The following is a 21,511-nucleotide window of genomic DNA, read 5'->3' on the forward strand; positions in this document are numbered from 1 at the left end:
CAACGCAAAGCAGGGAAGGTAGGTTAGGCGTTGGCAGAGTTATGTTTTCGGCCCATCCAGTCTTTCGCCGTTTCAACCGCCACGGCAGCATCGCGGCAATAGGCGTCAGCCCCGATGGCCTTGCCGAATTCTTCGTTCAGCGGCGCGCCACCCACCAGCACGATATAGTCTTCGCGCTTGCCCTGTTCGACCAGCGTGTCGATCACCACTTTCATATAGGGCATGGTCGTGGTCAGCAGGGCGGACATGCCAAGGATATCGGCCTTTTCCGCTTCGAGCGCTTCGAGATAGGCTTCAACCGCGTTGTTGATGCCCAGATCGACAACTTCGAAACCCGCGCCTTCCATCATCATGCCGACGAGGTTCTTGCCGATGTCGTGAATGTCGCCTTTGACGGTGCCGATCACCATCTTGCCCACGCGCGGCGCGCCAGTTTCCGCAAGCAGCGGCTTGAGGATGGCCATGCCGCCCTTCATCGCATTGGCAGCCAGCAGCACTTCGGGCACGAAGAGGATCCCGTCGCGGAAATCGGCGCCGACGATGGTCATGCCGCCGACAAGCGCCTTAGTCAGGATCTCATAGGGTTCCCACCCGCGGTCGAGCAGGATTTGCACCCCTTCTTCGATCTCTTCCTTGAGACCGTCATAGAGGTCATCGAACATCTGCTGGACCAGTTCTTCGTCGTCCAACTCGGCCAGGATGATATCGTCTTCTTCCGACATGGTGTTTCCTTCTGCTGGGCGTGCAGGTGCATGGCACTTGAGCCCTTGTCTCACGGAATGTTAGCGCCGGGGTCGCGGTTTGCGACATCGGCCGCGCCTTGCGCGACGCCTTGGGGGCAAACTACTGCTTTTTGCGGTGTAAGGACAAGGGTTTGCACGAGGTTACTTGCCGATGTTCGCGCAATGTTCTAACCTTCTTTCATGGATAGGGAAGACCAGCGATTCCGCGTGCTTGGCCGCGCGACGGGCAGCAATGATGCGGGCCGGTTTGAGCGTCATACCCGCGTCGCCGAAGATGACGGTTGGGCGCGTGACGAGGTGCTTCCGGTGCTGCGCACCCAGACCAGTATCGAGGTGCCGCGCCGGGTGATCACCTACAACCGCTCGCCGGATTTGCCTTTTGACCGCTCGATCAACCCCTATCGGGGCTGTGAACACGGCTGCGTTTACTGTTTCGCGCGGCCTAGCCATGCCTACCTCGGCCTGTCGCCGGGATTGGATTTCGAGACGCAGTTGATCGCCCGCCCCGAAGCCCCGGACGTTCTGGCGCGGGAACTGCGGTCGAAGCGCTATCAGGTCGCGCCCATCGCCATCGGCACCAACACCGATCCCTATCAGCCGATCGAAAAGACCCATGGCATCATGAGAGAATGTCTTGAGGTGTTATCCGCGTTCAATCACCCGGTGGCGATCGTCACCAAGGGCAGCCTGATTGAACGCGACATCGACATCTTGGACGACATGGCAGGGCGCGGATTGGCGGCGGTCGGCATTTCGGTGACCACGCTGGACGCGAAGCTGAGCCGCTTGATGGAGCCGCGCGCGCCCGCGCCGCAGCGGCGGTTGCAGGTGATCCGAAAGCTGTCGGAAGCAGGGATCCCGGTGCGGATCATGGCATCGCCTATGATCCCGGCGCTGACCGACCCGGAGTTGGAGGCGATCCTGACCGCCGGACGCGACGCCGGCGCGCGGCATGCAAGCTGGATCATGCTGCGCCTGCCGCGAGAGGTGTCGCCGCTGGTGCAAGACTGGCTCGCCACTCATTACCCCGACCGGGCCGATCGGATCATGGCGCGCTTGCGCGATATGCACGGGGGAAAGGAATACGATGCGGGCTGGCACAAGCGGATGCGGGGCGAGGGGCCATATGCGCAGATGGTGGCGCAACGTTTTGATCTGGCAATCAAACGTCTGGGACTGACCCGCGCGGGCGTGCCACTGCGCTGTGATCTGTTTCGACCGCCCTCCGAAAAGGGCGATCAATTGAGCTTATTCTGAGCCTCAGCCCCGGCGACGTCCGCGGCGCGGCGCGCGCGTCGGGCCTTGGCCATCGGTGCCATCGCTTTCGGAAGAGAAATCGCCAATCTCTTCGCGGATCTGCTCCAGCGTGGGGGCCGGGCCTTTTTCGGTGCTGTCGAGCGCTTCACGCATGGCGACCAGATGCTCGGGCAGGGTGCCACAGCAGCCGCCGATGATGCTTGCGCCTGCGTTGCGGGCCATCACCGCATAGCGCGCCATCAACTCGGGCGTGCCGTCATAGTGGATGTGGCCTTCGACGTATTTCGGGATGCCTGCATTGCCTTTCGAGATGATCGGCAGCGTGCCGTTTTTCGCGGCAAAGCCAAGCACGGTGCGCAGCAAGTCAGAGGCGCCGGTGCCGCAGTTGGCACCATAGGCCAGCGGCATGTTGTCGAGCCCATGCACCAAGTCGACCATCCCTTCGGAGGTCAGCCCCATCATCGTGCGGCCCGCGGTGTCAAAGCTCATCGTGCCACACCACGGCAGACCGGCAAGCTGGAACCCCTCAGCAGCGGCGCGGTATTCTTCGGGGGCGCTGATCGTCTCTAGCCAGCCGATATCCGCGCCACCTGTCTTGAGCCCATCGGCGGTCTCGTGGAACATCTCAACGGCGAGGGAGTGGGACAGGGTGCCCACAGGCTCCATGATCTCACCCGTGGGGCCGACGGAACCTGCAACGATCACCTTACGCTCGGCAGTATCGGCCACCTCGCGCGCCAGTTCGGCGGAGACGCGGCTCAGCTCATGCACGCGGTTCTGCGCGTCGTGCAGTTTGAGGCGGGCGGCATTGGCGCCGAAGGAATTGGTCAGGAACAGATCGCTGCCCGAATCCACCGCGAAACGATAGAGCTTGGTGATCTTGGCGGGCTCGTCGGTGTTCCACAATTCGGGCGCGTCGCCCGACATCAGCCCCATGTTGAACAGATTGGTGCCCGTGGCCCCATCGGCGAGCAATGTGCCCTTTTCAGCGAGAAGATCGGTGAATGCGTTGCTCATGGGGGCTCCTGTTGGGTCTGGGAATTTCGCCTGATGTCACGCGGGCCACTTGGGGGCAATCTCATAATATTCATCTTCATTATGAGGGCAGGCGGGAAGGCTGCGCCCCGGTGCCAAGACCGGGGCGCAGGGTGTCAGCTTGTTTCGCTCAGCAATTGCGCCTTGGCCTCGGCCATCAGACTTTGCATCTCGCCGCGGATCGTCGCCTCATCCGCGCGGTCGCCCAGATCGCCCGAGACTTTGCGATAAACGTCTTCGTCGCCCGCCTCTTCGAAATCGGATTTCACGACCTCTTTGGCATAGTCCTCGGCATCGCTGCCGGATTTGCCCAAAAGTTCAGCAGCCCAGAGACCCAGAAGCTTGTTGCGCCGCGCCTCGGCGCGGAATTGCATGTCCGCGTCGTGGGCGAACTTGCTTTCAAAGGCATTTGCACGGTCGTCAAAGTTGCTCATGGCGGGTCTCCGATTGCTGCGGTTACCCTTTCGATATGCGAACGCAGGTCCGTTCTCGCAAGTGGCGGGGCAAAGGTGGCGGGCCATGCTTGCAGCAGCGGGGTGCTTGCACTAAGAGAAGCGCAAGCGGCGGGGATGTTCCCGGCCCCCTGTTGGAAAGGATGCCCATGGCCCGGCGCAACAAGATCTACGAAGGCAAGGCAAAGATCCTCTATGAAGGTCCCGAGCCCGGTACGATCGTTCAATATTTCAAAGACGATGCCACGGCCTTTAACGCCGAGAAGAAAGCCACGATCGAAGGCAAGGGCGTGTTGAACAACCGCCTGTCCGAGTTCTTTATGACTGGCCTGAACAGCATCGGCGTGCCGACGCATTTCATCAAACGCCTGAACATGCGCGAACAGCTTGTGCGGCAGGTTGAGATCATTCCGCTGGAAGTGATCGTGCGCAACTACGCCGCCGGTTCCATGTCCAAGCGCCTTGGCATCGAAGAGGGCACGCAATTGCCGCGCCCGATTGTCGAGTATTGCTACAAGGACGACTCGCTCGGCGATCCGCTTGTGACAGAAGAGCATATCGCCGCATTCGGCTGGGCCAGCCAGCAAGATATGGACGATATCCTGAGCCTTGCGTTGCGGGTCAATGACTTCATGTCGGGCGTTATGATGGCCGTCGGCATCAAGCTGGTGGACTTCAAGATCGAGATTGGCCGCGTTTACGACGGTGATTTCCAGCGTCTGATCGTCGCCGATGAGATCAGCCCTGACAGCTGCCGCCTGTGGGACATCGAAACGGGCCAGAAGCTCGATAAAGACGTGTTCCGCCGCGATCTGGGGTCGCTCACCGATGCCTATACCGAAGTGGCCAAACGCCTTGGCGTCATGCCCAAGAACAACGCGCCGGTGACCAAGCCGACGCTGATCAACTAACGCGGCTTCGCCGTTCAATTTGCAGATGTTACAAAGGGGTGTCGCGCCATGAAAGCACGGGTGCATGTGATGCTGAAGAACGGGGTGCTCGACCCTCAGGGCGAAGCGGTTCGCCACGCGCTCGGAGCCTTGGGCTTTGACGGGGTGAACGGTGTGCGTCAGGGCAAGGTGATCGAACTTGACCTCGCCGAAGGCACCTCCGAGGCTGATGTGAACGCCATGTGCGAAAAGCTCTTGGCCAATACGGTGATCGAATCCTATTCGGTGGAGCTGGCCTGATGCACGCAGCGGTGGTTGTCTTTCCCGGGTCCAATTGCGACCGCGACCTTGCCGTGGCTTTCAAAGCCGCGGGTGCCAAGGTCTCCATGGTCTGGCACAAGGACAGCGAACTGCCGCAAGGCGTTGATATCGTGGGGATCCCCGGCGGGTTCTCCTATGGCGACTACCTGCGCTGCGGGGCCATCGCCGCGAATTCGCCGATCTGCCGCACAGTGGCCGCCCATGCGGAGCGTGGCGGCTATGTGATGGGCATCTGCAACGGTTTTCAGGTGCTGACCGAAACCGGCCTGCTGCCGGGCGCGCTGCTGCGGAACGCGGGATTGAAATACATCTGCAAGACCGTGGGTCTCAAGGTCGAGACTACGGCGAGCGATTACACCAGCGGCTACACTGCCGGTCAGGTCATCGACATTCCGATCGCCCACCACGACGGCAACTATTTCGCGGATGACGAGACGATTGCGAAACTGCGCGGCGAAGATCGCGTGGCCTTTAGCTATGCCGAGAATCCGAATGGCGCGCGCGATGACATCGCGGGCATCCTGTCGGAAAACCGCCGGGTGCTGGGCATGATGCCGCATCCTGAGCGGGCGGCGGAAGCGGCGCATGGCAATACGGATGGGGCGGCGCTCTTCCGCGCATTGACCGGTGCTTTGCAAACCGCCTGACTTGAGTGCGGCGCGCGGAGCGCGTAGGTTGCCGCGATGAGTGATACATCCGGTTCCGAAGGCAATAGCATGGCCGTATCCTGGCGGGTGCGGTTCGCCATCGCGGCGCTTATGATCCTCGCCGTGGTGACCATTTCGATCACCAACAAACTGCTGACCGACCGTTTTACCGAAAGCACCCGCAACCGCGCCGAACTGCGCATCGCGCTTTATAGCGGCAACCTGTTGGCGGAACTGCGCCAGAATGCCATCGTCCCGCAGCTTTTGGCCCGCGACCCAACCTTGATCGGGGCGCTACAAACGGCGGATTATTCCCTATCGACGCAGCGGCTTATCTCCTTCGTGGAAGAGATTGGCGCGGCCTCTTTGATGCTTTATGACATCGACGGGCGTACCGTTGCGGCGACCGACCGCAACCGTTTGGGCTCTGCGCATAAATCCGAGCCCTATTTCGTGGACGCCATCCGCTCCAACGCGACGATCTTTTCGACGATTGAGCGGGAGCAGGGCGGCTATCGTTTCCTCTATTCGCGGCGCATGCAGTCGGGCGGCACGACCCTTGGCGTGATCGCGGTCGAGGTCGACTTGCAGAAGTTCGAACGCGCATGGGCCGGGATTTCCGATGCGGTGATTGTCATGGACAGCACCGGGCAGATCATCCTCGCCACCGAGCCGCGCTGGCGTGGCCTGACCGAACCCGAAGCCTTGGCCAACCACACGCCGCAAAGCGCCATTGAGCGCGCCATCCAAGCCACCACCGATTGGACCGCGCTGCCGCCCGATGCCTATTTGCAGGGCGAAGCGGTGATGCGTCTGGAAAACCGGATTCCGTTCCGGGGCTGGCGGATGAGCAGCTACACCACCTATGCTTCCGTGCGCGAAAAGGTGAACGGGGTGCTGGCGCTTGAGGTGATGGGCTTTGCGATCCTGCTGGCCTTGGCGTTCTACTTCCTCAGCCGCCGCACGGCCGGAAGGCTGGCGATCTTCCAACGGGAATCGGCAAAACTCAGGGCGCTGAACCTTGCCCTGCAACGTGAGATTGCCGAACGAAAGCGCGTGCAACAGACCCTTGCCGTGGCCGAACAAACGCTTGAACAGTCATCGAAACTCGCCGCCTTGGGCGAGATGTCCGCCGCCGTCAGTCATGAGTTGAACCAACCGCTTGCCGCGATGAAGACCTATTTGGCGGGCGCGCGGTTGTTGCTCAACCGCAACCGGCAGGATGAGGCGCTGTCGTCCTTTGGGCGGATCGACGATCTGATCGAACGGATGGGTGCGATCACCCGGCAGCTGAAATCCTATGCCCGCAAGGGGCAGGAGGCTTTCTCTCCGGTCGACATGGGCGCGGCGCTGGCATCGTCCCTGTCGATGATGGAGCCGCAATTGCGCCAGCGACAGGTCCAGATCAGCCGTATTCTACCCGATAATCCCGTCATGGTGATGGGAGACCGTATGCGGATCGAACAAGTTATGGTAAACCTGTTAAGAAACGCATTAGACGCAACAAAATCGGAACGAAACCCTCAGGTGGACATTATACTATCAGCGGGGGAGACGGCGACATTGACCGTGCGCGACAATGGCCCGGGGATCGAAGACTTGGACGCGCTGTTCGAACCTTTCTACACGACCAAACAGCCCGGCGATGGCGTTGGGCTGGGTCTTGCTATTTCATCGGGGATCGTCAACGACCTCGGCGGGAGGCTGACGGCGCGCAACGGACAGAACGGTGGCGCTGTATTTGAAATGCAGCTGCCCATATTGGCAGATGAAACGAAGATAGAAGCGGCGGAGTGAACGCATGGCTCAGGCAATGAAAATCGCGATTGTAGATGACGAACAGGACATGCGGCAGTCGATCAGCCAGTGGCTGGCCCTTTCGGGCTATGACACGGAAACTTTCGGCAGCGCCGAGGACGCGCTCAAGACATTGGGGCCGGATTACCCGGGCATCGTCATTTCCGACATCAAGATGCCGGGCATGGACGGGATGCAATTTCTGAAAAAGCTGATGGGTAGCGACTCGGCCCTGCCGGTCATCATGATCACCGGCCATGGCGATGTGCCGATGGCGGTTGAGGCGATGCGGGTGGGCGCGTTCGATTTCCTCGAAAAGCCCTTCAACCCCGACCGGATGAGCGAGTTGGCCAAGAAAGCCACCAACGCGCGGCGGCTGGTCATGGACAACCGCGCGCTGCGGCGTGAACTGTCCGACGGCGGCCAGTTGATGAAAAAGCTGATCGGCCAATCCCCGGTGATGGAGCGCCTGCGCGAGGATATTCTCGATCTGGGGCAGGCCGATGGGCATGTGCTGATCGACGGGGAGACCGGGACGGGCAAGACTTTGGTCGCCCATGCGCTGCACGCCGTAGGCTCGCGGGCGGGCAAGAAATTCGTGCTCGTCTCCTGCGGTGCCTTGGAGGAAGAAGCGCTGGCCAAACGGCTTTTCGGCCCGATGCAGCCCGAAGACGCGCAACTGCCTGCTATCGAAGAAGCCCGTGGCGGCACGCTGGTCTTGGAGGATATCGAAGCGCTGTCTGAGCAACTCCAAGCCCGGCTGCTGAGCGCGATCAACGAGCAAGGCACCCCGGCGGAGACGCGGATTGTCGCCATCTCGAATTTGCAAGAGGCAGGGCGCACGTCGGAAGACGCGCTGCGCTCGGACCTGTTTTATCGTCTGGCGGCCCTGCGCATCACCGTGCCCCCGCTGCGCCAACGGGGCGAAGATATTTTGACGCTCTTTACTCGGTTGAGCGATCAATTCGCGGATGAATACGGTTGCGAGGCGCCTCAGGTCAGCGCGCAAGAGGCGGCACAACTGTTGCAGGCGCCTTGGCCCGGCAACGTGCGTCAACTCATCAACGTGGCCGAACGCGCCGTACTGCAATCGCGCCGCGGCTCGGGCACCATTGCCTCGCTGTTGATGAGTGACCATGACGAAATGCAGCCGGTGATGACCACCGAGGGCAAGCCGCTGAAGGAATATGTCGAAGCCTTTGAGCGTATGTTGATCGACAACACCATGCGCCGCCACAAGGGCTCGATCGCCAGCGTGATGGACGAGCTCTGCCTGCCGCGCCGGACGTTGAACGAGAAGATGGCGAAATACGGGTTGCAGCGGTCAGATTACCTCTGACCGCGCCCCACAAGCAGCGCGGCTTAACCGTTGCGCTGCTCTGCGATCTCGACCGCTTTGCCATTCGGATCGGTGATGCAAGACCAGCTCGCCGCGCCGGGCACATCTATGATATGGCGGTAAAGCTCAACGACCGGACGGGTGGTGTTAATCGCAACCCCCGCCGCTTCGGTTTGCTGGGCCACCGCAGAGATACAGCTTTTCTGCCCGCGCAATTCCGCCAGCGCTGCGGGGTCGTCGGCCACGGCGATCTCATCACAGGCGGTGAGGCCCAGAAGGGTCAGGCAAAGCGCGGGGCGCAGAAATTTAGGCATGAAAGCGGTCCTTTGAAACTCTGGGCCGCATCGGCGGCAAGGCAATTCTATGGTGTCGCCCGGCGACAGCCGCCGCGACAGTCTGAATGTTTCCAAGCCCATGCGCCTTGTCAACCGACCGGGGATAAAGCGCATTTGACTGTTGCTCATTCGATTGACCATTGTGTTTCACCCCGTAAAGCCCTTAACTAGCCGGATAAGTCCCGTAACGCCCGACCGGCGTGGGGTGACTTTTGACAGTTTCGCTGCCGTGCCAGCCCGACACCGGGGGGCCAGCAGACCGATTGGGCCGGAAACGGCCGAAGAACCGCTGATATTCGCGAGGGTTAGCCCGACCGAAGCACAGCTAATTAATGGATGGGAGAGGCCGCAGAGCCCTCGCATCGGAGAAGAACCGCGATGACGCGCGCAGATGCTCAGAGCAGACAGATGGGGGCCATTCGTGGCCCTGCTGTTGCCGCGTCCTCCATCGCCCTGACAAGTCACACCTCCCAGCCCGAAGCCCCGCCAGGGGCCTTTTGTGCGCGGGTGCTGTGCATAATGGATCTATGTCTAAGAAAATGCTTATCGATGCCACCCACGCCGAGGAAACTCGGGTCGTGGTTGTGGACGGAAACAAGGTCGAAGAATTCGATTTTGAATCGGAAAATAAACGCCAGCTTGCTGGCAATATCTATCTAGCCAAGGTTACACGGGTCGAACCGTCGCTTCAGGCGGCCTTTGTCGACTATGGCGGCAACCGTCACGGTTTCCTCGCTTTCTCGGAAATTCACCCCGATTATTACCAGATTCCCGTGGCCGACCGTCAGGCGCTGCTGGAAGAAGAGCGCGCCTATGCCGAAGCGCAGGCCGCCAAGGATGACGAGGAAGAAAAACCTAAGCGGACGCGCTCGCGGTCGCGCAGCCGGTCGAAAAGCCAAGCGGCCGAGACCAACAGCGATGATGCCGTAGCCACCGCCGAGGTCGCCGAGGACAACAGCGATCAGATCGCGGGCATGGAAACCGTCGATCTCGACATTGAAGAGGGCAGCTCGCCCATGGAGCGGGTCGGGGAGACGCCGGTCGAAGAGCCCGAGAATGATGCGGCGGAGGGCGATGTCGCCAAGGCCGAGGACGCGGCCCCCGCCAAGGCGGATGACGCGGCAAAGGCCGAGGATGCCGACGCCAAGGATGACGCGCAGGCCGACGGTGAGGACGCCGATGGCGAAGACGACAATGGCAGCGATGCCACGGCGAAGGACGATTCCATCGAATCCGTCGCCGATGAGGACGACAGCGAAGACATCCGCCCCGTGCGCAAACCGCGCCCGCGCCGCTACAAGATTCAAGAAGTCATCAAGGTCCGCCAGATCCTGCTGGTGCAGGTCGTCAAGGAAGAGCGCGGCAATAAGGGTGCGGCGCTGACCACCTACCTCAGCCTCGCCGGTCGTTACTGCGTGCTAATGCCCAACACGGCCCGTGGGGGCGGCATCAGCCGCAAGATCACCAATGCCGCCGACCGCAAGAAGCTGAAAGAGATCGCGACCGAGATTGAGGTGCCGAAAGGTGCCGGCCTCATCGTGCGCACAGCCGGGGCGAAACGCACAAAGGCCGAGATCAAGCGCGATTACGAATACCTCCAGCGTCTCTGGGAGCAGATCCGCGAGCTGACGCTGAAGTCCATCGCGCCTGCCAAAATCTACGAAGAAGGCGACCTGATCAAACGCTCGATCCGCGACCTCTACAACCGCGAGATCGACGAGATTCACGTCGAGGGCGAGCGTGGCTACCGCATCGCCAAGGACTTCATGAAGATGATCATGCCGTCCCACGCCAAGAACGTGAAGCTCTACAACGAGAGCCTGCCGCTCTTCGCCCGCTATCAGGTGGAAAGCTACCTCTCGGGCATGTTCAACCCCACGGTGCAACTGCCCTCGGGCGGCTATATCGTGATCGGCGTGACCGAAGCGCTGGTGGCGATCGACGTGAACTCCGGCCGGGCCACCAAGGAAGGCTCGATCGAGCAGACCGCGCTCAAGACCAACCTTGAAGCCGCCGATGAGGTCGCACGCCAGCTGCGTCTGCGTGACCTTGCCGGGCTCATCGTGATCGACTTCATCGACATGGACGAGCGCAAGAACAACGCCGCCGTCGAAAAGCGCATGAAGGACCGGCTCAAGACCGACCGCGCGCGGATTCAAGTGGGCCGCATCTCGGGCTTTGGCCTGATGGAAATGTCGCGCCAGCGCCTGCGCCCCGGCATGATCGAGGCGACAACCCAGCCTTGCCACGCCTGCCACGGCACCGGCCTCGTGCGCTCGGACGACAACCTCGCCCTGTCGATCATCCGTCAGATCGAAGAAGAGGGCACCCGCCGCCGCTCCCGCGAGGTATTGGTGCGGGCGCCCGTGGGCATCGCCAACTTCCTGATGAACCAAAAGCGCGAGCATATCGCCCATATCGAAATGCGCTATGGCATGTCCGTGCGGATCGAAGGCGATCCGTCGTTGGTGAGCCCTGACTTCCACATCGAGAAGTTCAAGACGGCCACCCGCACCGTGCCGCCCGTCTCGGATCACGTCGTCTCGGTCGATACTTCCCTAATGGATCAGATCGATGAGGATGAGAGCGCCGCCGAGGCCGAAGAGGCCCCCGCCGCACAGGACGCCAGCCCCTCCGACAACGGGAACGGCAATGGCAATGGTGAAGAGGGCGAGGGCAAATCCAAGCGCCGCCGCCGCCGTCGCCGCAGCCGGGGTGGCCGTGGCCGCAATGGCAATGGCGATCAGCAGAACGGTGCAGAGGATCAAAACGGTGCTCAGCAGCAGGACGAGGCGAAATCGGACGAGGGCGAGAAAACCGCGCCGGTAGAGGCGGAAGCCCCGCAAGCCGAAGCGGATGCCGCGCCTGCTGCCGAGGAGAAGCCCAAGCCGAAATCCCGCAGCCGCTCGCGCAAGCCCAAGGCCGAAATCGCTCCCGAAGCGGAACCCGCGCCCGAAGCCCTTGCCGCCGCAGAAGGCGAAGCGCCGAAAGTCAGCGCCGAGGCCGAAGGGGAGGAGGCCCCCAAGCCCAAGGCCAAGCGCAGCCGTCGGACCAAGAAACCCGCAGCCGAAGCGGCGGAAGAGACCGTGAGCGCAGACGCCGTGGCAAGTGAGGAAGAGGCCGCAGCCGCGCCGAAGCCCAAGCGCCGCAGCCGGGCCAAGGCCAAGCCGGTCGAGCCGGTCGCCGAAGCCACGCCCGATGCAATGGCCGAAGCCCTGCCGAGTGAAGCGCCCATCGCGGCCCCGTCACCTGAGACGGCGACGCCTGTCGCGGAAGCGCCTCAACCTGAGCCGCAGCCCGCCGCCGCGCCGCAGCCGGTCGAGGCCGAGGCACCCGCTGCCGAAACCGCTCCCGAGCCGGTCGCGGAAAAGGTCGAAGAGCAGCCCACTGAAAAGCCCAAGCCCAAACGGCGCGGCTGGTGGTCGCTGGGCAGCTAAAGCGCTCTAGATAACGGAAACGGCGGGCTTGAGAGCCCGCCGTTTTCAGTTTGGCAATAGGGTAAGAAAGACGGCGCGACCGCGCCCGCTCAGCCGCCCTTGGTGATGATGTAAAGCTCTGCCGCGCCCTCGGTCCGGGTTTCAGTCAGCTGATGGCCCGCCTCGGCACAAAAATGCGGCACGTCGATCACCGCGGCGGGGTCATCCGCCGTCATGTGAAGCTGATCGCCCGGCGCCAGCGCGGCCAGTCGTTTGCGTGCCTTCAGCACGGGCAGGGGGCAGAGAAGCCCCGTGGCATCCAGTTTTTCGATCTTCATAAGATCAGTTAAGCCAAGCCGGTCCCGAGGTCCACGATCTTGTGACAATATGACAGGTGACGCCGGGGCCATGTCGGTCTAGGAGTCGGTCATGTTTGAAATAAGCCTCCTCGACGCCGGGATCCTGCCGGCCATGACCATCGCCCTTGTCGCCGGGATTTTCAGCTTCCTGTCGCCCTGCGTGCTGCCCATCGTGCCGCCCTATCTGGCCTATATGGGGGGCGTGTCGATCAATGACATGTCGAGCCAATCCAGCGCGCGGCGGCGGGCGGTGGTGGCGGCGCTGTTCTTCGTGCTGGGGCTAAGCACCGTTTTCGTGCTCTTGGGCTTCACCGCCTCGGCCTTTGGGATGTTCTTTCTCCAGAATCAGGCGCTTTTCGCTAAGATTTCCGGCGTGGTGATCATTGTCTTTGGCCTGCATTTCATCGGCCTTTTCCGCATTCCCTTTCTGGACCAGGAGGCACGGTTGGACGCGGGCGATAAAGGCGGCTCCAGCTTTGGTGCCTATGTTCTGGGGCTGGCTTTCGCCTTTGGCTGGACGCCCTGTATCGGCCCGCAGCTTGGCGCGATCCTGTCGCTCGCGGCAAGCGAGGCTTCCGTCTCTCGCGGTACGCTTTTGCTGGGCGTCTATGCGGCAGGGCTGGGGATTCCGTTCCTGCTGGCCGCGATGTTCATCACCCGCGCCATGACGCTGATGAACCGGATCAAACCGCATATGAAGCTGATTGAGCGGATCATGGGGGGGCTTCTTGTGCTCGTCGGGCTGGCTTTGCTGACCGGTGCCTTCACCGCCTTCTCCTTCTGGCTGCTCGAAACCTTCCCGATCCTCGCAACCGTGGGTTAAGCCTTATTCTCGCCCCGAATTACGGCTAGACTCTGCCGAAGAAGAGGGCGGGCATGGTAAGCAAAGCGCAGGGAAAGACGGTGAAAACGCGCCGGGTGTTCTACATCCCCGGCTACGATCCGATTCACCCGCGCCGCTACCGCGAGCTGTACCGCAAGGAAGGCGCCGCGCAGGCGGCGATCTCGGGCTATGAGATCGGTCTGAAGCCGAAGGCGGGCCGCGGCAATTACGGCTGGCAGGTGGATGCTGAGATCGACGGGCAGCGGGTGAGCGCGCAGGTCGAGGTTCTGGTCTGGTCCGACATCGTGCGCGAAAGCATGAGCAGTTCGATCCCGGCGACCTATTGGCAATTGCTGCGCACGGCTTGGGTCTACATCGGATCGGGCGCGCTTTGGCGGCTCATGCGGCTGCGCAGGGGGCCGGTGATCGCCGCACTCTACCCCGTTGGCATGTTGATCGCGCAGGCGCTGCTGGCGGTGGCGCTTGGCCTGTTGAGCTATGGCCTTCTCGGCATGCTCAGCGATCATTGGGCCGCGCGGCTCGCCTTCGCGGCACTGGGCATGGGGTTGGGCATTGCCCTGCTGCGCTGGTTCAAAAAGAAGGACGGCAAGTTTTTCGCCTATTACCTCATGCATGATTACGCCTATTCCGCCGCCACCAAGGGCGCGAATCCGCCGCAGCTTGAGGCCCGTATGGCCACCTTTGGCGATGCCATCGCCGCCGCGCTGACCGATGATGTCGACGAGGTCTTGGTCATCGGCCATTCCTCGGGCGCGCATCTGGGGGTTTCTGTGCTGGCCGATCTGATCCGGTCGGGCAGGGTGGCCGAAGGCGGGCCTGCTCTGGGTTTCCTCACGCTGGGGCAGGTGGTGCCAATGGTGTCTTTCCTGCCCCGGGCCGAGCGGTTGCGCGGCGATCTGCGCTATCTCTCGGCGCGAGATGAATTGGCTTGGGTCGATGTCACCGCCCCGGGCGATGGCTGCGCCTTTGCGCTTTGCGATCCGGTGTCGGTGTCCGGCGTGGCCCCCGAGGGGAAACGCTGGCCGCTGGTCTTCTCCGCCGCCTTCACGCAAACGCTTAGTCCCGCGCGTTGGAAGGCGCTGCGCTGGCGTTTCTTCCGGCTGCATTTCCAGTATCTTTGCGCCTTTGACCGGCCACGCGACTACGATTATTTCCAGATCACTGCCGGGCCCCAGACACTCGCCACGCGCTATGACGGGCGGCCCGCGTCGAAATCCCGGATCGACCACGCGGTCAGCAAATACACCTCTGTCGCCGCATGAGCCATCCGCCCAACCCCCCCGCGCGGCCCGACCGCGTGTCGCTCTGGCGCTATGCCAAACTGTTCCGCGCCGACATCCTCTCGGCCCAGCCCGCGCGGCTCTATCGGGCATGGATGGCTGAGTTCAAAACGCCCTTCTTTCGCAGCTACCTGATGAACCAGCCCGAACTGGTGAAAACCGTGTTGAAGGACCGGCCCGAGGATTTCCCCAAATCCGACCGTATCGGCGAGGGGCTGCGGCCCCTCTTGGGCAACTCAGTCTTTCTGACCAATGGCGAGACATGGAAACGCCAGCGCCGCATCATCGACCCAGCCTTCGAGGGCGGGCGGCTGCGCGAGACCTTTCCAGCCATGTGGGACGCGGCAGAGGCGGCTGCGGCAAGGCTGGAGCCCAAGGCGGGTGAGGTGGTCGAGATCGAGGCTGAGACAAGCCACGCCGCCGCCGATGTGATCTTTCGCACGCTGTTTTCGCTGCCGATCGAACATGAGGTCGCCCGCGCCGTTTTTGACGAGTTTCGCAATTACCAGCGCAGCCAGCCGATCCTGAACCTCGGGGCGCTTTTGCCGCTGCCGCGCTGGATGCCGCGCCTGTTTCGCCGCGACACGCGGGCCAGTGCGGCGCGGATCAGGGCGCTGATCACCGATCTTACCCGCGCGCGCATCGCGCAGATCGAGGCGGGCACCGCGCCCGATGATCTTGCCACCAAGATCATGACCCAAGCAGATCCCGAAACCGGAGAGCGCTTCGACACCCAAGAGATGGTCGATCAGGTCGCGATCTTCTTTCTTGCAGGGCATGAGACCAGCGCCTCGGCCCTCGCTTGGGCGCTATACTTGATGGCCACCCATCCCGCGTGGCAAGAGCGACTGGCGGAAGAGGCGCAGGCGCTTGAGACCTGCGATTTCGCGGTGGTGTCGAAACTAAAGCTCAGCCGCGATGTTTTTCGCGAAACGCTGCGCCTTTACCCGCCCGTGCCGATGATGGTGCGCGAGAACCGCTGCCCCGAACACTTCCGTGACCGACAGGTGAAACAGGGCGCGCAACTGGTGCTCAGCCCGTGGCATCTGCACCGCCACGAACGGCTTTGGGAGAACCCCGACGGCTTTGACCCGACCCGCTGGCAGACCGAGAATGGCAAACAGTGCCAGCGCGACGCTTTCATCCCATTCTCCGCCGGGCCGCGGGTCTGCACGGGGGCGGGCTTTGCCATGGTCGAGGGGCCGCTGATCCTGTCGCGCATCCTGCGCGACTTCCGCGTGACGGCCCAACCGGGCCGCGTGCCAGTGCCTGTCGCACATTTGACCGTCCGTTCAGATAAGGGCATTTGGTTAGCGCTATCAAGACGCTAGCTGCTATCATCGGCTTTGCGTTTCAATTAGAAACGCAGCGAACGGAATCAAAATAGGACCTGGGTGACATGGGCTACGACAAGGCGCAACTTGAGCAAATGGACAGCGGCAAGGGCTTCATCGCGGCGCTTGATCAATCGGGTGGCTCCACCCCCAAGGCGCTGAGCCTCTATGGCGTGGAACCGTCGGACTACAACGGCGACGAAGAGATGTTCAAAGCCGTCCATGACATGCGGGCGCGGATCATCTTGGCCGATGATTTCACCTCTGAAAAAGTGATTGGCGCGATCCTTTTCGAGCGCACGATGGATGACACGATCAACGGCAAGCCGGTCGCGCAGCTGCTCTGGGAAGACCGCGGCGTGGTGCCTTTCCTGAAGATCGACAAGGGTCTGGAAGAGACCAATAACGGCGTGCAGATGATGAAGCCGATCATGGAGATCGACGACCTGCTGGCCCGTGCCGTGAAACACGGCATCTTCGGCACCAAGGAACGCTCTGTCATTCATGAGGCCAATGAAAACGGCATCGCCGCCGTGGTGGCGCAGCAGTTCGAACTGGCCAAACAGGTCTGTGCCGCCGGTCTCGTGCCGATCATCGAGCCCGAGGTGAACATCAACTCCGAGAGCAAGGCCGAGGCCGAAGAAATTCTGCACGGTGAGATCGAGAAGCACCTGAAGGCGCTGCCCGAAGGTGAGATGGTGATGCTGAAACTGACGATCCCCGAAAAGGCCGGTCTCTATGACGATCTTGCCGAGCATGCCAATGTGCTGCGCGTCGTGGCGCTGTCGGGTGGCTATTCCACGGCGGAAGCCTGCGAACGGCTGGGCAAGAACCGGACCATGATCGCCAGCTTCTCCCGCGCTTTGACCGAAAGGCTGAACGTCAAGATGACGGACGCCGAGTTCAACACGGCGCTTGGGCAGAACATCGAGAAAATCTACCAAGCCTCGATTTGCTAAACGGAATTTTTTGAAAATTCCGAAGCCGTTTTCTTTTAAAGAAAACGGCTACACGATCCGCCGGATGGGTTCACGATGGCAAAATATGATGACCTGTCCGGCGTTTTCCACCGCTTGATACCCACGGCGCTTCAATTCCGCTTCGAATGCCCGGCGTCCGACGAATTTCTCGATATCCCGCGCTTTGCGCCGGATCACCTGACCGCTGATCGCGGCGCGCGAGGCAAAGAGGCTGTGGAGCCACGCCTGTGGCGAAAGGGGAGAGGCCAAAGTCATGGCCGGACGCTAATCCGCTTTTGGTAAACGTTCCTTTAACGACCGCAGCACAAACAAGCGGATCGCCCCGGCCAGCCCGATGTCCAGCCCACGGGCGGCGTCAATCTCGGCCACCAACGCGTTGATCGGCATGCCCCGTGCGGCGGCGATGGCGCGGAACTCAGCCCAGAATTCGTCTTCGAGGGAGATCGATGTCCGGTGGCCCCTTAGGGTCACCGAATGTTTGCGGGGCCTTGCGCTCATGTCTCGCGCTTATGCGCGTCGAGCGTGGCCTTGGCTTGGGCGGCGCTTTTGCGCGCCGCCTCCTTCTCGGCCTTGCTGCGGCCAAAGCGCAGCGCATTCTCATCCGCCTGAGCGCGGCGGGCCGCAAGATCGCGTGCCTTTCTCGCCTTGTTCAGGTTGATGGGCTGGCTCATTTCGGGCCGATCATGTTCTCGGGGCGCACCACACGCTCGAATGTCTCGGCATCGACGAAGCCCAAGGCGATCGCCTCTTCCTTCAGGGTGGTGCCGTTCTTATGCGCGGTCTTTGCGACCTTGGTGGCGTTGTCATAACCGATCTCGGGGGCCAGCGCGGTGACCAGCATCAGCGACTCGCGCATGAGCTTTTCGATCCGGTCCGCGTCAGCCTTGAGGCCATCCACCAGATTGTCGGTAAAGGCCGAAGCTGCATCGCCCAAAAGCTGCATAGATTGCAGCACGTTATAGGCCATCATCGGCTTGTAGACGTTAAGCTCGAAATGCCCCTGCGACCCGGCGAAACCCACGGCGGCATCATTGCCCATAACATGGGCGCAGACCTGCGTCAGCGCCTCGCATTGCGTTGGGTTCACCTTGCCCGGCATGATCGAAGAGCCGGGCTCGTTCTCGGGCAGGATCAATTCGCCCAGACCGCAGCGCGGGCCGGAGCCCAGAAGTCGGATGTCATTGGCAATTTTGAACAGCGAAGCCGACACGGTCTTCAGCGCGCCGGAAATCTCGACCATCGCGTCATGGGCGGCAAGTGCTTCGAATTTGTTGGGGGCTGTGACGAAGGGCAACCCGGTGATCTCGGCCATGTTATGCGCCACAGTCTCCGCCCAGCCTTGTTTGGTGTTCAGCCCGGTGCCGACGGCGGTGCCACCCTGTGCCAGCTCATAGATACGGCCAAGCGCATCGCGCACGCGGGCGATGCCCATGGCGACCTGATGGGTATAGCCCGAGAATTCCTGAGACAGCGTCAGCGGTGTCGCGTCCTGCGTATGGGTGCGGCCGATTTTGATGATGCCGTCGAATTCCTCGACCTTCTTCTCCAATGCACCGTGCAGCTTCTCCAGCCCCGGCAGCAGCACGTCACGCGCCGTCATCGCGGTAGCAATATGCATGGCGGTGGGGAAAGTGTCGTTCGAAGACTGGCCCATGTTGCAATGATCGTTGGGGTGCACCGGGTCCTTGGAGCCGATGGTGCCGCCCATGAGTTCGATCGCGCGGTTGGCGATGACCTCATTGGCGTTCATGTTCGACTGGGTGCCGGAACCGGTCTGCCAGACCACCAGCGGGAAGTTATCGTCGAACTTGCCCTCGAACACTTCGCCAGCGGCCTGAATGATTGCCTTACCGCGTTCCTCGTCCAGCGAGCCCTGCGCGACATTCGCCTGCGCGCAGGCTTTCTTGATCACGCCGAGCGCGCGCACGATGGCGATGGGCTGCTTTTCCCAGCCGATCGGGAAGTTCATGATCGAACGCTGCGTCTGCGCGCCCCAGTATTTATCGGCGGGGACTTCAAGCGGACCAAAGCTGTCGGTTTCGGTGCGGGTATCGGCCATTCTGCGGCTCCTGCTGTGACTTATCGTTGTCCAGCGGTGTACCTGCGCCTTACGCGCTGCGCAATGCGGGGATGGCGCTAACGGCCATTCCGCCGCTACTTCCGAAAGGAATCGAGCGAGACGATCTCGGCATCTTTGACCGGCTCTTCCGCGACTTCCAGCTCTGCCTCATCCGTCTGGTCGAGCGTGGCCTCATCCTCCGCCACGTCTTCCTCTTCGGTTTCTTGCTGTTCGAACCGCAGGCCGAACTCAACCGAAGGGTCCACGAAGGTGCGGATCGCGTCGTAAGGAATATAAAGCGGCTCCGGCGCATCGCCGAAGTTCAACGTGATGGCGAAACCGTCTTCACCCACATCGAGGCCGTCGTACCAGTGCTGCATCACGACGGTCATCTCATCTGGATAGCGGTCGGACAGCCAATCGGCCAATTCCGCATCCGGATGCGAGGTGTCGAAGGTGATGAAGAAATGGTGATTCCCCGGCAGTCCCTTGTCCGATACGTCTTGCAAGACCCTGCGGATCAGGCCCCGCATGGCTTCGTGCATCAGGTTGCCGTAATCAATGCTGCGGCTCATTCTTCTCTCCGGTCCGGGCGTTGGGCAGGGGTAAGCATACCCCATTCAGGGGCGAGTGAAAGGGGGTCCCGCGCTAAATCGCTTGAAGGATCAGCGCCAGCGTGGCGAGCAGAACCATCGTGACGACAAAACCACGCTTGAGCGCCAGCATCAGCACGGCCGCCAAGAGGGTGAGCGCGGCGGCCATGGGGTTGAAACTGTCCCAAACGGGCAGGGGCAGGGCGAGCGGGCCATCAGCGCCCACCCGGTCAAACAGCACATGCAGCGCAAACCAGACCGAGAGATTGGCGATGACACCCACGACAGCCGCCGTGATCGCCCGCAGTGCGCCTGCGATGCGCGGCTGTTCAGAGAGCGCCTCAAGATACGGGCCAGCAAGGAAAATCCACAGAAAACAGGGCGTGAAAGTGACCCAAAGCGCCAGCAGCCCGGCAGCCATCGCCCCCGCGGGGCCGCTTTGCGCAAATCCCGCCAACATCCCGACGAATTGCGTCACAAGGATCAGCGGGCCCGGCGTCGTCTCAGCCAAGCCAAGCGCGTCGATCATCTGATCGGTCTCGATCCAGCCGAAATCCTGCACCACGGTCTGGGTCATATAGGCCAGCACCGCATAGGCCCCGCCGAAGGTCACCACGGCCAGTTTGGAAAAGAACAGCCCCAGTTGCAGCAGAAAGTCGTCGCCGATGAAGGCAAGGAACAGAAGCGGCGCGGCCCAGAGACCACCCCAGATAAGCAGGGTGCGCAGGCTATGCGCCGGCGGCAGGTCGGCGGCTTCGGTCTCGGGCGTCGGGCTTCGGGTCAGCATCCCAATGGCCCCGGCCACCAGAATGATCAGCGGAAACGGCAGGCCCAGCACGAAGAGCGCGATGAAAGACCCAAAGGCCAGCGCCCAGCCGAGACGCCCGTGAAGCGCCTTTGAAGAAACTTTCAGAAGCGCTTGGAATACCACGATAATGACAGCGGCCTTGATGCCCAGAAAGGCCGTTTGCACCAAGGGCATCTGCCCATACCACGCATAAAGGAGCGCGAGTGCCGCGATGAATACAGCTCCCGGCACGACGAAAAGCAGCCCCCCCAACAGCCCGCCCGCGACACCGCGCAGGCGCCAGCCTGCATAGGTCGCCAGCTGCATCGCCTCCGGTCCGGGCAACAGCATACAGAGCGAAAGGGCCCGCAGGTAGGTCTGCTCGCTCAACCACGGGCGATGCTCGACCAGCTCGCGGTGCATCACGGCGATTTGGGCTGCGGGGCCGCCGAAGGACATCAACCCGATCCGGCCAAACACGCGAAACATATCGGGCCAACTAGGTGGGGTCATCGGGGCCATCCTGCGTCATCAAAGCCACCACAGCTTCGCTGCGTCACGGATAGGGCCAGAGGAAAGCGCGGTCAAGTTAATGCAAGAGCGCCGTCTAACGGGTATGAAACGGAAGGGAAAAGTGCAGGTTTCTGTTGCCAGGTACCTGCGAACCCCGCCTTAAGCTGCAAGGCCTAAGGACTTAAGATTTCAGTCGCTGAAACCGCTTACGCGGCCATCGCAACTGGAGCACGATTGTCATTTGCAATTGTACAGTTTGAACCGATAACGGTGGTATCTCACCGAGACAAAGCAACCCCTTTAGACGTTCGTCGATCCTATTTCGGCCCCATGATCCCCAAATGAAGGATGTTTGGTGGAGCCGCCGGGTACCGCCCCCGGGTCCGAACCGCTTATTACGAGCGCGTTTATGTCCATAGTCCCGAAGGACAGGATTAAAGTAGGGCTGCCATGGGTCAATTGCAAGGGGTGCGATGCGGTGAATTTTTCACGTCAAGACAAGCGCGTATCGCGTTGTTTATATGGCCCAA

The 21,511-nt window shown here is 61.7% G+C and carries 22 protein-coding genes and 1 other RNA gene; 11 read left to right on the forward strand and 12 right to left on the reverse strand.

Annotated features, from left to right (window positions below):
• Window positions 1-23 precede the first annotated feature (23 nt).
• Window positions 24-722 carry a B12-binding domain-containing protein gene (locus tag ACGYLO_RS15660; RefSeq protein ID WP_271687229.1) on the reverse strand — a complete coding sequence of 233 codons (699 nt, stop codon included), beginning with the start codon at window positions 720-722 and terminating at the stop codon, window positions 24-26.
• Window positions 723-923: 201 nt separating this feature from the next.
• Between ACGYLO_RS15660 and ACGYLO_RS15665 the strand changes: the two genes are divergently transcribed.
• On the forward strand, window positions 924-2,000 hold the full coding sequence (locus ACGYLO_RS15665; protein WP_271687230.1) for a PA0069 family radical SAM protein: 1,077 nt from the start codon (window positions 924-926) through the stop codon (window positions 1,998-2,000).
• Window positions 2,001-2,003: 3 nt separating this feature from the next.
• Here ACGYLO_RS15665 and bmt read toward each other — a convergent pair whose 3' ends face one another.
• On the reverse strand, window positions 2,004-3,017 hold the full coding sequence (gene bmt, locus ACGYLO_RS15670) for a betaine--homocysteine S-methyltransferase (RefSeq protein ID WP_271687231.1): 1,014 nt from the start codon (window positions 3,015-3,017) through the stop codon (window positions 2,004-2,006).
• A 134-nt stretch (window positions 3,018-3,151) separates the two neighbouring features.
• Window positions 3,152-3,469, reverse strand: a complete 318-nt coding sequence (locus ACGYLO_RS15675; RefSeq protein WP_271687232.1) for a DUF1476 domain-containing protein — start codon at window positions 3,467-3,469, stop codon at window positions 3,152-3,154.
• A 167-nt stretch (window positions 3,470-3,636) separates the two neighbouring features.
• Between ACGYLO_RS15675 and purC the strand changes: the two genes are divergently transcribed.
• From purC to ACGYLO_RS15700, 5 genes are read left to right on the forward strand one after another with little or no spacing between them, the layout of a single operon-like run.
• Window positions 3,637-4,398 (forward strand): phosphoribosylaminoimidazolesuccinocarboxamide synthase, encoded by a 762-nt coding sequence (gene purC / locus ACGYLO_RS15680; RefSeq protein ID WP_067266657.1) that lies wholly within the window; start codon window positions 3,637-3,639, stop codon window positions 4,396-4,398.
• Window positions 4,399-4,446: 48 nt separating this feature from the next.
• On the forward strand, window positions 4,447-4,677 hold the full coding sequence (gene purS, locus ACGYLO_RS15685) for a phosphoribosylformylglycinamidine synthase subunit PurS (RefSeq protein ID WP_067266658.1): 231 nt from the start codon (window positions 4,447-4,449) through the stop codon (window positions 4,675-4,677).
• On the forward strand, window positions 4,677-5,345 hold the full coding sequence (purQ, locus tag ACGYLO_RS15690) for a phosphoribosylformylglycinamidine synthase subunit PurQ (RefSeq protein ID WP_271687233.1): 669 nt from the start codon (window positions 4,677-4,679) through the stop codon (window positions 5,343-5,345). Before purS ends, purQ begins: the two co-directional genes overlap by 1 nt.
• A 36-nt stretch (window positions 5,346-5,381) precedes the next feature.
• A complete protein-coding gene (locus tag ACGYLO_RS15695; RefSeq protein ID WP_067266661.1) occupies window positions 5,382-7,142 on the forward strand; it encodes an ATP-binding protein in 1,761 nt (586 codons plus the stop codon).
• Window positions 7,143-7,146: 4 nt separating this feature from the next.
• Window positions 7,147-8,481: a sigma-54 dependent transcriptional regulator gene (locus tag ACGYLO_RS15700; RefSeq protein WP_067266663.1), complete on the forward strand. Its 1,335-nt coding sequence runs from the start codon at window positions 7,147-7,149 to the stop codon at window positions 8,479-8,481.
• Window positions 8,482-8,504: 23 nt separating this feature from the next.
• Here the strand turns inward: ACGYLO_RS15700 and ACGYLO_RS15705 are convergent, their stop codons facing one another.
• Window positions 8,505-8,795, reverse strand: a complete 291-nt coding sequence (locus ACGYLO_RS15705; protein ID WP_271687234.1) for a hypothetical protein — start codon at window positions 8,793-8,795, stop codon at window positions 8,505-8,507.
• Window positions 8,796-9,343: 548 nt separating this feature from the next.
• Here ACGYLO_RS15705 and ACGYLO_RS15710 point away from each other — a divergent pair.
• Complete coding sequence (locus ACGYLO_RS15710) at window positions 9,344-12,253, forward strand: ribonuclease E/G (RefSeq protein ID WP_271687235.1); 2,910 nt, start codon at window positions 9,344-9,346, stop codon at window positions 12,251-12,253.
• A gap of 89 nt (window positions 12,254-12,342) precedes the next feature.
• Here ACGYLO_RS15710 and ACGYLO_RS15715 read toward each other — a convergent pair whose 3' ends face one another.
• Window positions 12,343-12,570, reverse strand: a complete 228-nt coding sequence (locus ACGYLO_RS15715) for a sulfurtransferase TusA family protein (RefSeq protein WP_067266668.1) — start codon at window positions 12,568-12,570, stop codon at window positions 12,343-12,345.
• Between the two features lie 91 nt (window positions 12,571-12,661).
• Between ACGYLO_RS15715 and ACGYLO_RS15720 the strand changes: the two genes are divergently transcribed.
• The 4 genes from ACGYLO_RS15720 (at window position 12,662) to ACGYLO_RS15735 (ending at window position 17,008) form a co-directional block, all read left to right on the forward strand.
• Window positions 12,662-13,414, forward strand: a complete 753-nt coding sequence (locus ACGYLO_RS15720; RefSeq protein ID WP_271687236.1) for a cytochrome c biogenesis CcdA family protein — start codon at window positions 12,662-12,664, stop codon at window positions 13,412-13,414.
• Between the two features lie 53 nt (window positions 13,415-13,467).
• Window positions 13,468-14,697, forward strand: coding sequence for a hypothetical protein (locus ACGYLO_RS15725; RefSeq protein WP_271687237.1), 1,230 nt, complete (start codon window positions 13,468-13,470; stop codon window positions 14,695-14,697).
• Window positions 14,694-16,046, forward strand: a complete 1,353-nt coding sequence (locus tag ACGYLO_RS15730; RefSeq protein ID WP_271687238.1) for a cytochrome P450 — start codon at window positions 14,694-14,696, stop codon at window positions 16,044-16,046. The genes ACGYLO_RS15725 and ACGYLO_RS15730 overlap by 4 nt, the downstream gene beginning before the upstream one ends.
• 68 nt (window positions 16,047-16,114) lie before the next feature.
• A complete protein-coding gene (locus tag ACGYLO_RS15735; protein ID WP_271687239.1) occupies window positions 16,115-17,008 on the forward strand; it encodes a fructose bisphosphate aldolase in 894 nt (297 codons plus the stop codon).
• A gap of 48 nt (window positions 17,009-17,056) precedes the next feature.
• Here ACGYLO_RS15735 and ACGYLO_RS15740 read toward each other — a convergent pair whose 3' ends face one another.
• The 7 genes from ACGYLO_RS15740 to ssrA form a co-directional block, all read right to left on the reverse strand.
• Window positions 17,057-17,284, reverse strand: coding sequence for an N-(5'-phosphoribosyl)anthranilate isomerase (locus tag ACGYLO_RS15740; RefSeq protein WP_271687240.1), 228 nt, complete (start codon window positions 17,282-17,284; stop codon window positions 17,057-17,059).
• Between the two features lie 9 nt (window positions 17,285-17,293).
• Window positions 17,294-17,527, reverse strand: coding sequence for a ribbon-helix-helix domain-containing protein (locus ACGYLO_RS15745; RefSeq protein ID WP_271687241.1), 234 nt, complete (start codon window positions 17,525-17,527; stop codon window positions 17,294-17,296).
• Window positions 17,524-17,700 (reverse strand): DUF4169 family protein, encoded by a 177-nt coding sequence (locus ACGYLO_RS15750; RefSeq protein ID WP_067266677.1) that lies wholly within the window; start codon window positions 17,698-17,700, stop codon window positions 17,524-17,526. The genes ACGYLO_RS15745 and ACGYLO_RS15750 overlap by 4 nt, the downstream gene beginning before the upstream one ends.
• Window positions 17,697-19,088, reverse strand: coding sequence for a class II fumarate hydratase (gene fumC, locus ACGYLO_RS15755; protein WP_271687242.1), 1,392 nt, complete (start codon window positions 19,086-19,088; stop codon window positions 17,697-17,699). Before fumC ends, ACGYLO_RS15750 begins: the two co-directional genes overlap by 4 nt.
• Before the next feature lie 95 nt (window positions 19,089-19,183).
• Window positions 19,184-19,663 carry an SspB family protein gene (locus ACGYLO_RS15760; RefSeq protein ID WP_067266680.1) on the reverse strand — a complete coding sequence of 160 codons (480 nt, stop codon included), beginning with the start codon at window positions 19,661-19,663 and terminating at the stop codon, window positions 19,184-19,186.
• A gap of 73 nt (window positions 19,664-19,736) precedes the next feature.
• Window positions 19,737-20,981 carry a chromate efflux transporter gene (gene chrA / locus ACGYLO_RS15765; RefSeq protein WP_271687243.1) on the reverse strand — a complete coding sequence of 415 codons (1,245 nt, stop codon included), beginning with the start codon at window positions 20,979-20,981 and terminating at the stop codon, window positions 19,737-19,739.
• A gap of 120 nt (window positions 20,982-21,101) precedes the next feature.
• Window positions 21,102-21,450, reverse strand: a transfer-messenger RNA (tmRNA) gene (ssrA, locus tag ACGYLO_RS15770).
• Window positions 21,451-21,511 lie beyond the last annotated feature (61 nt).

The organism is Sulfitobacter sp. 1A13353, from assembly GCF_043557255.1.
Classification (GTDB): domain Bacteria; phylum Pseudomonadota; class Alphaproteobacteria; order Rhodobacterales; family Rhodobacteraceae; genus Sulfitobacter; species Sulfitobacter faviae.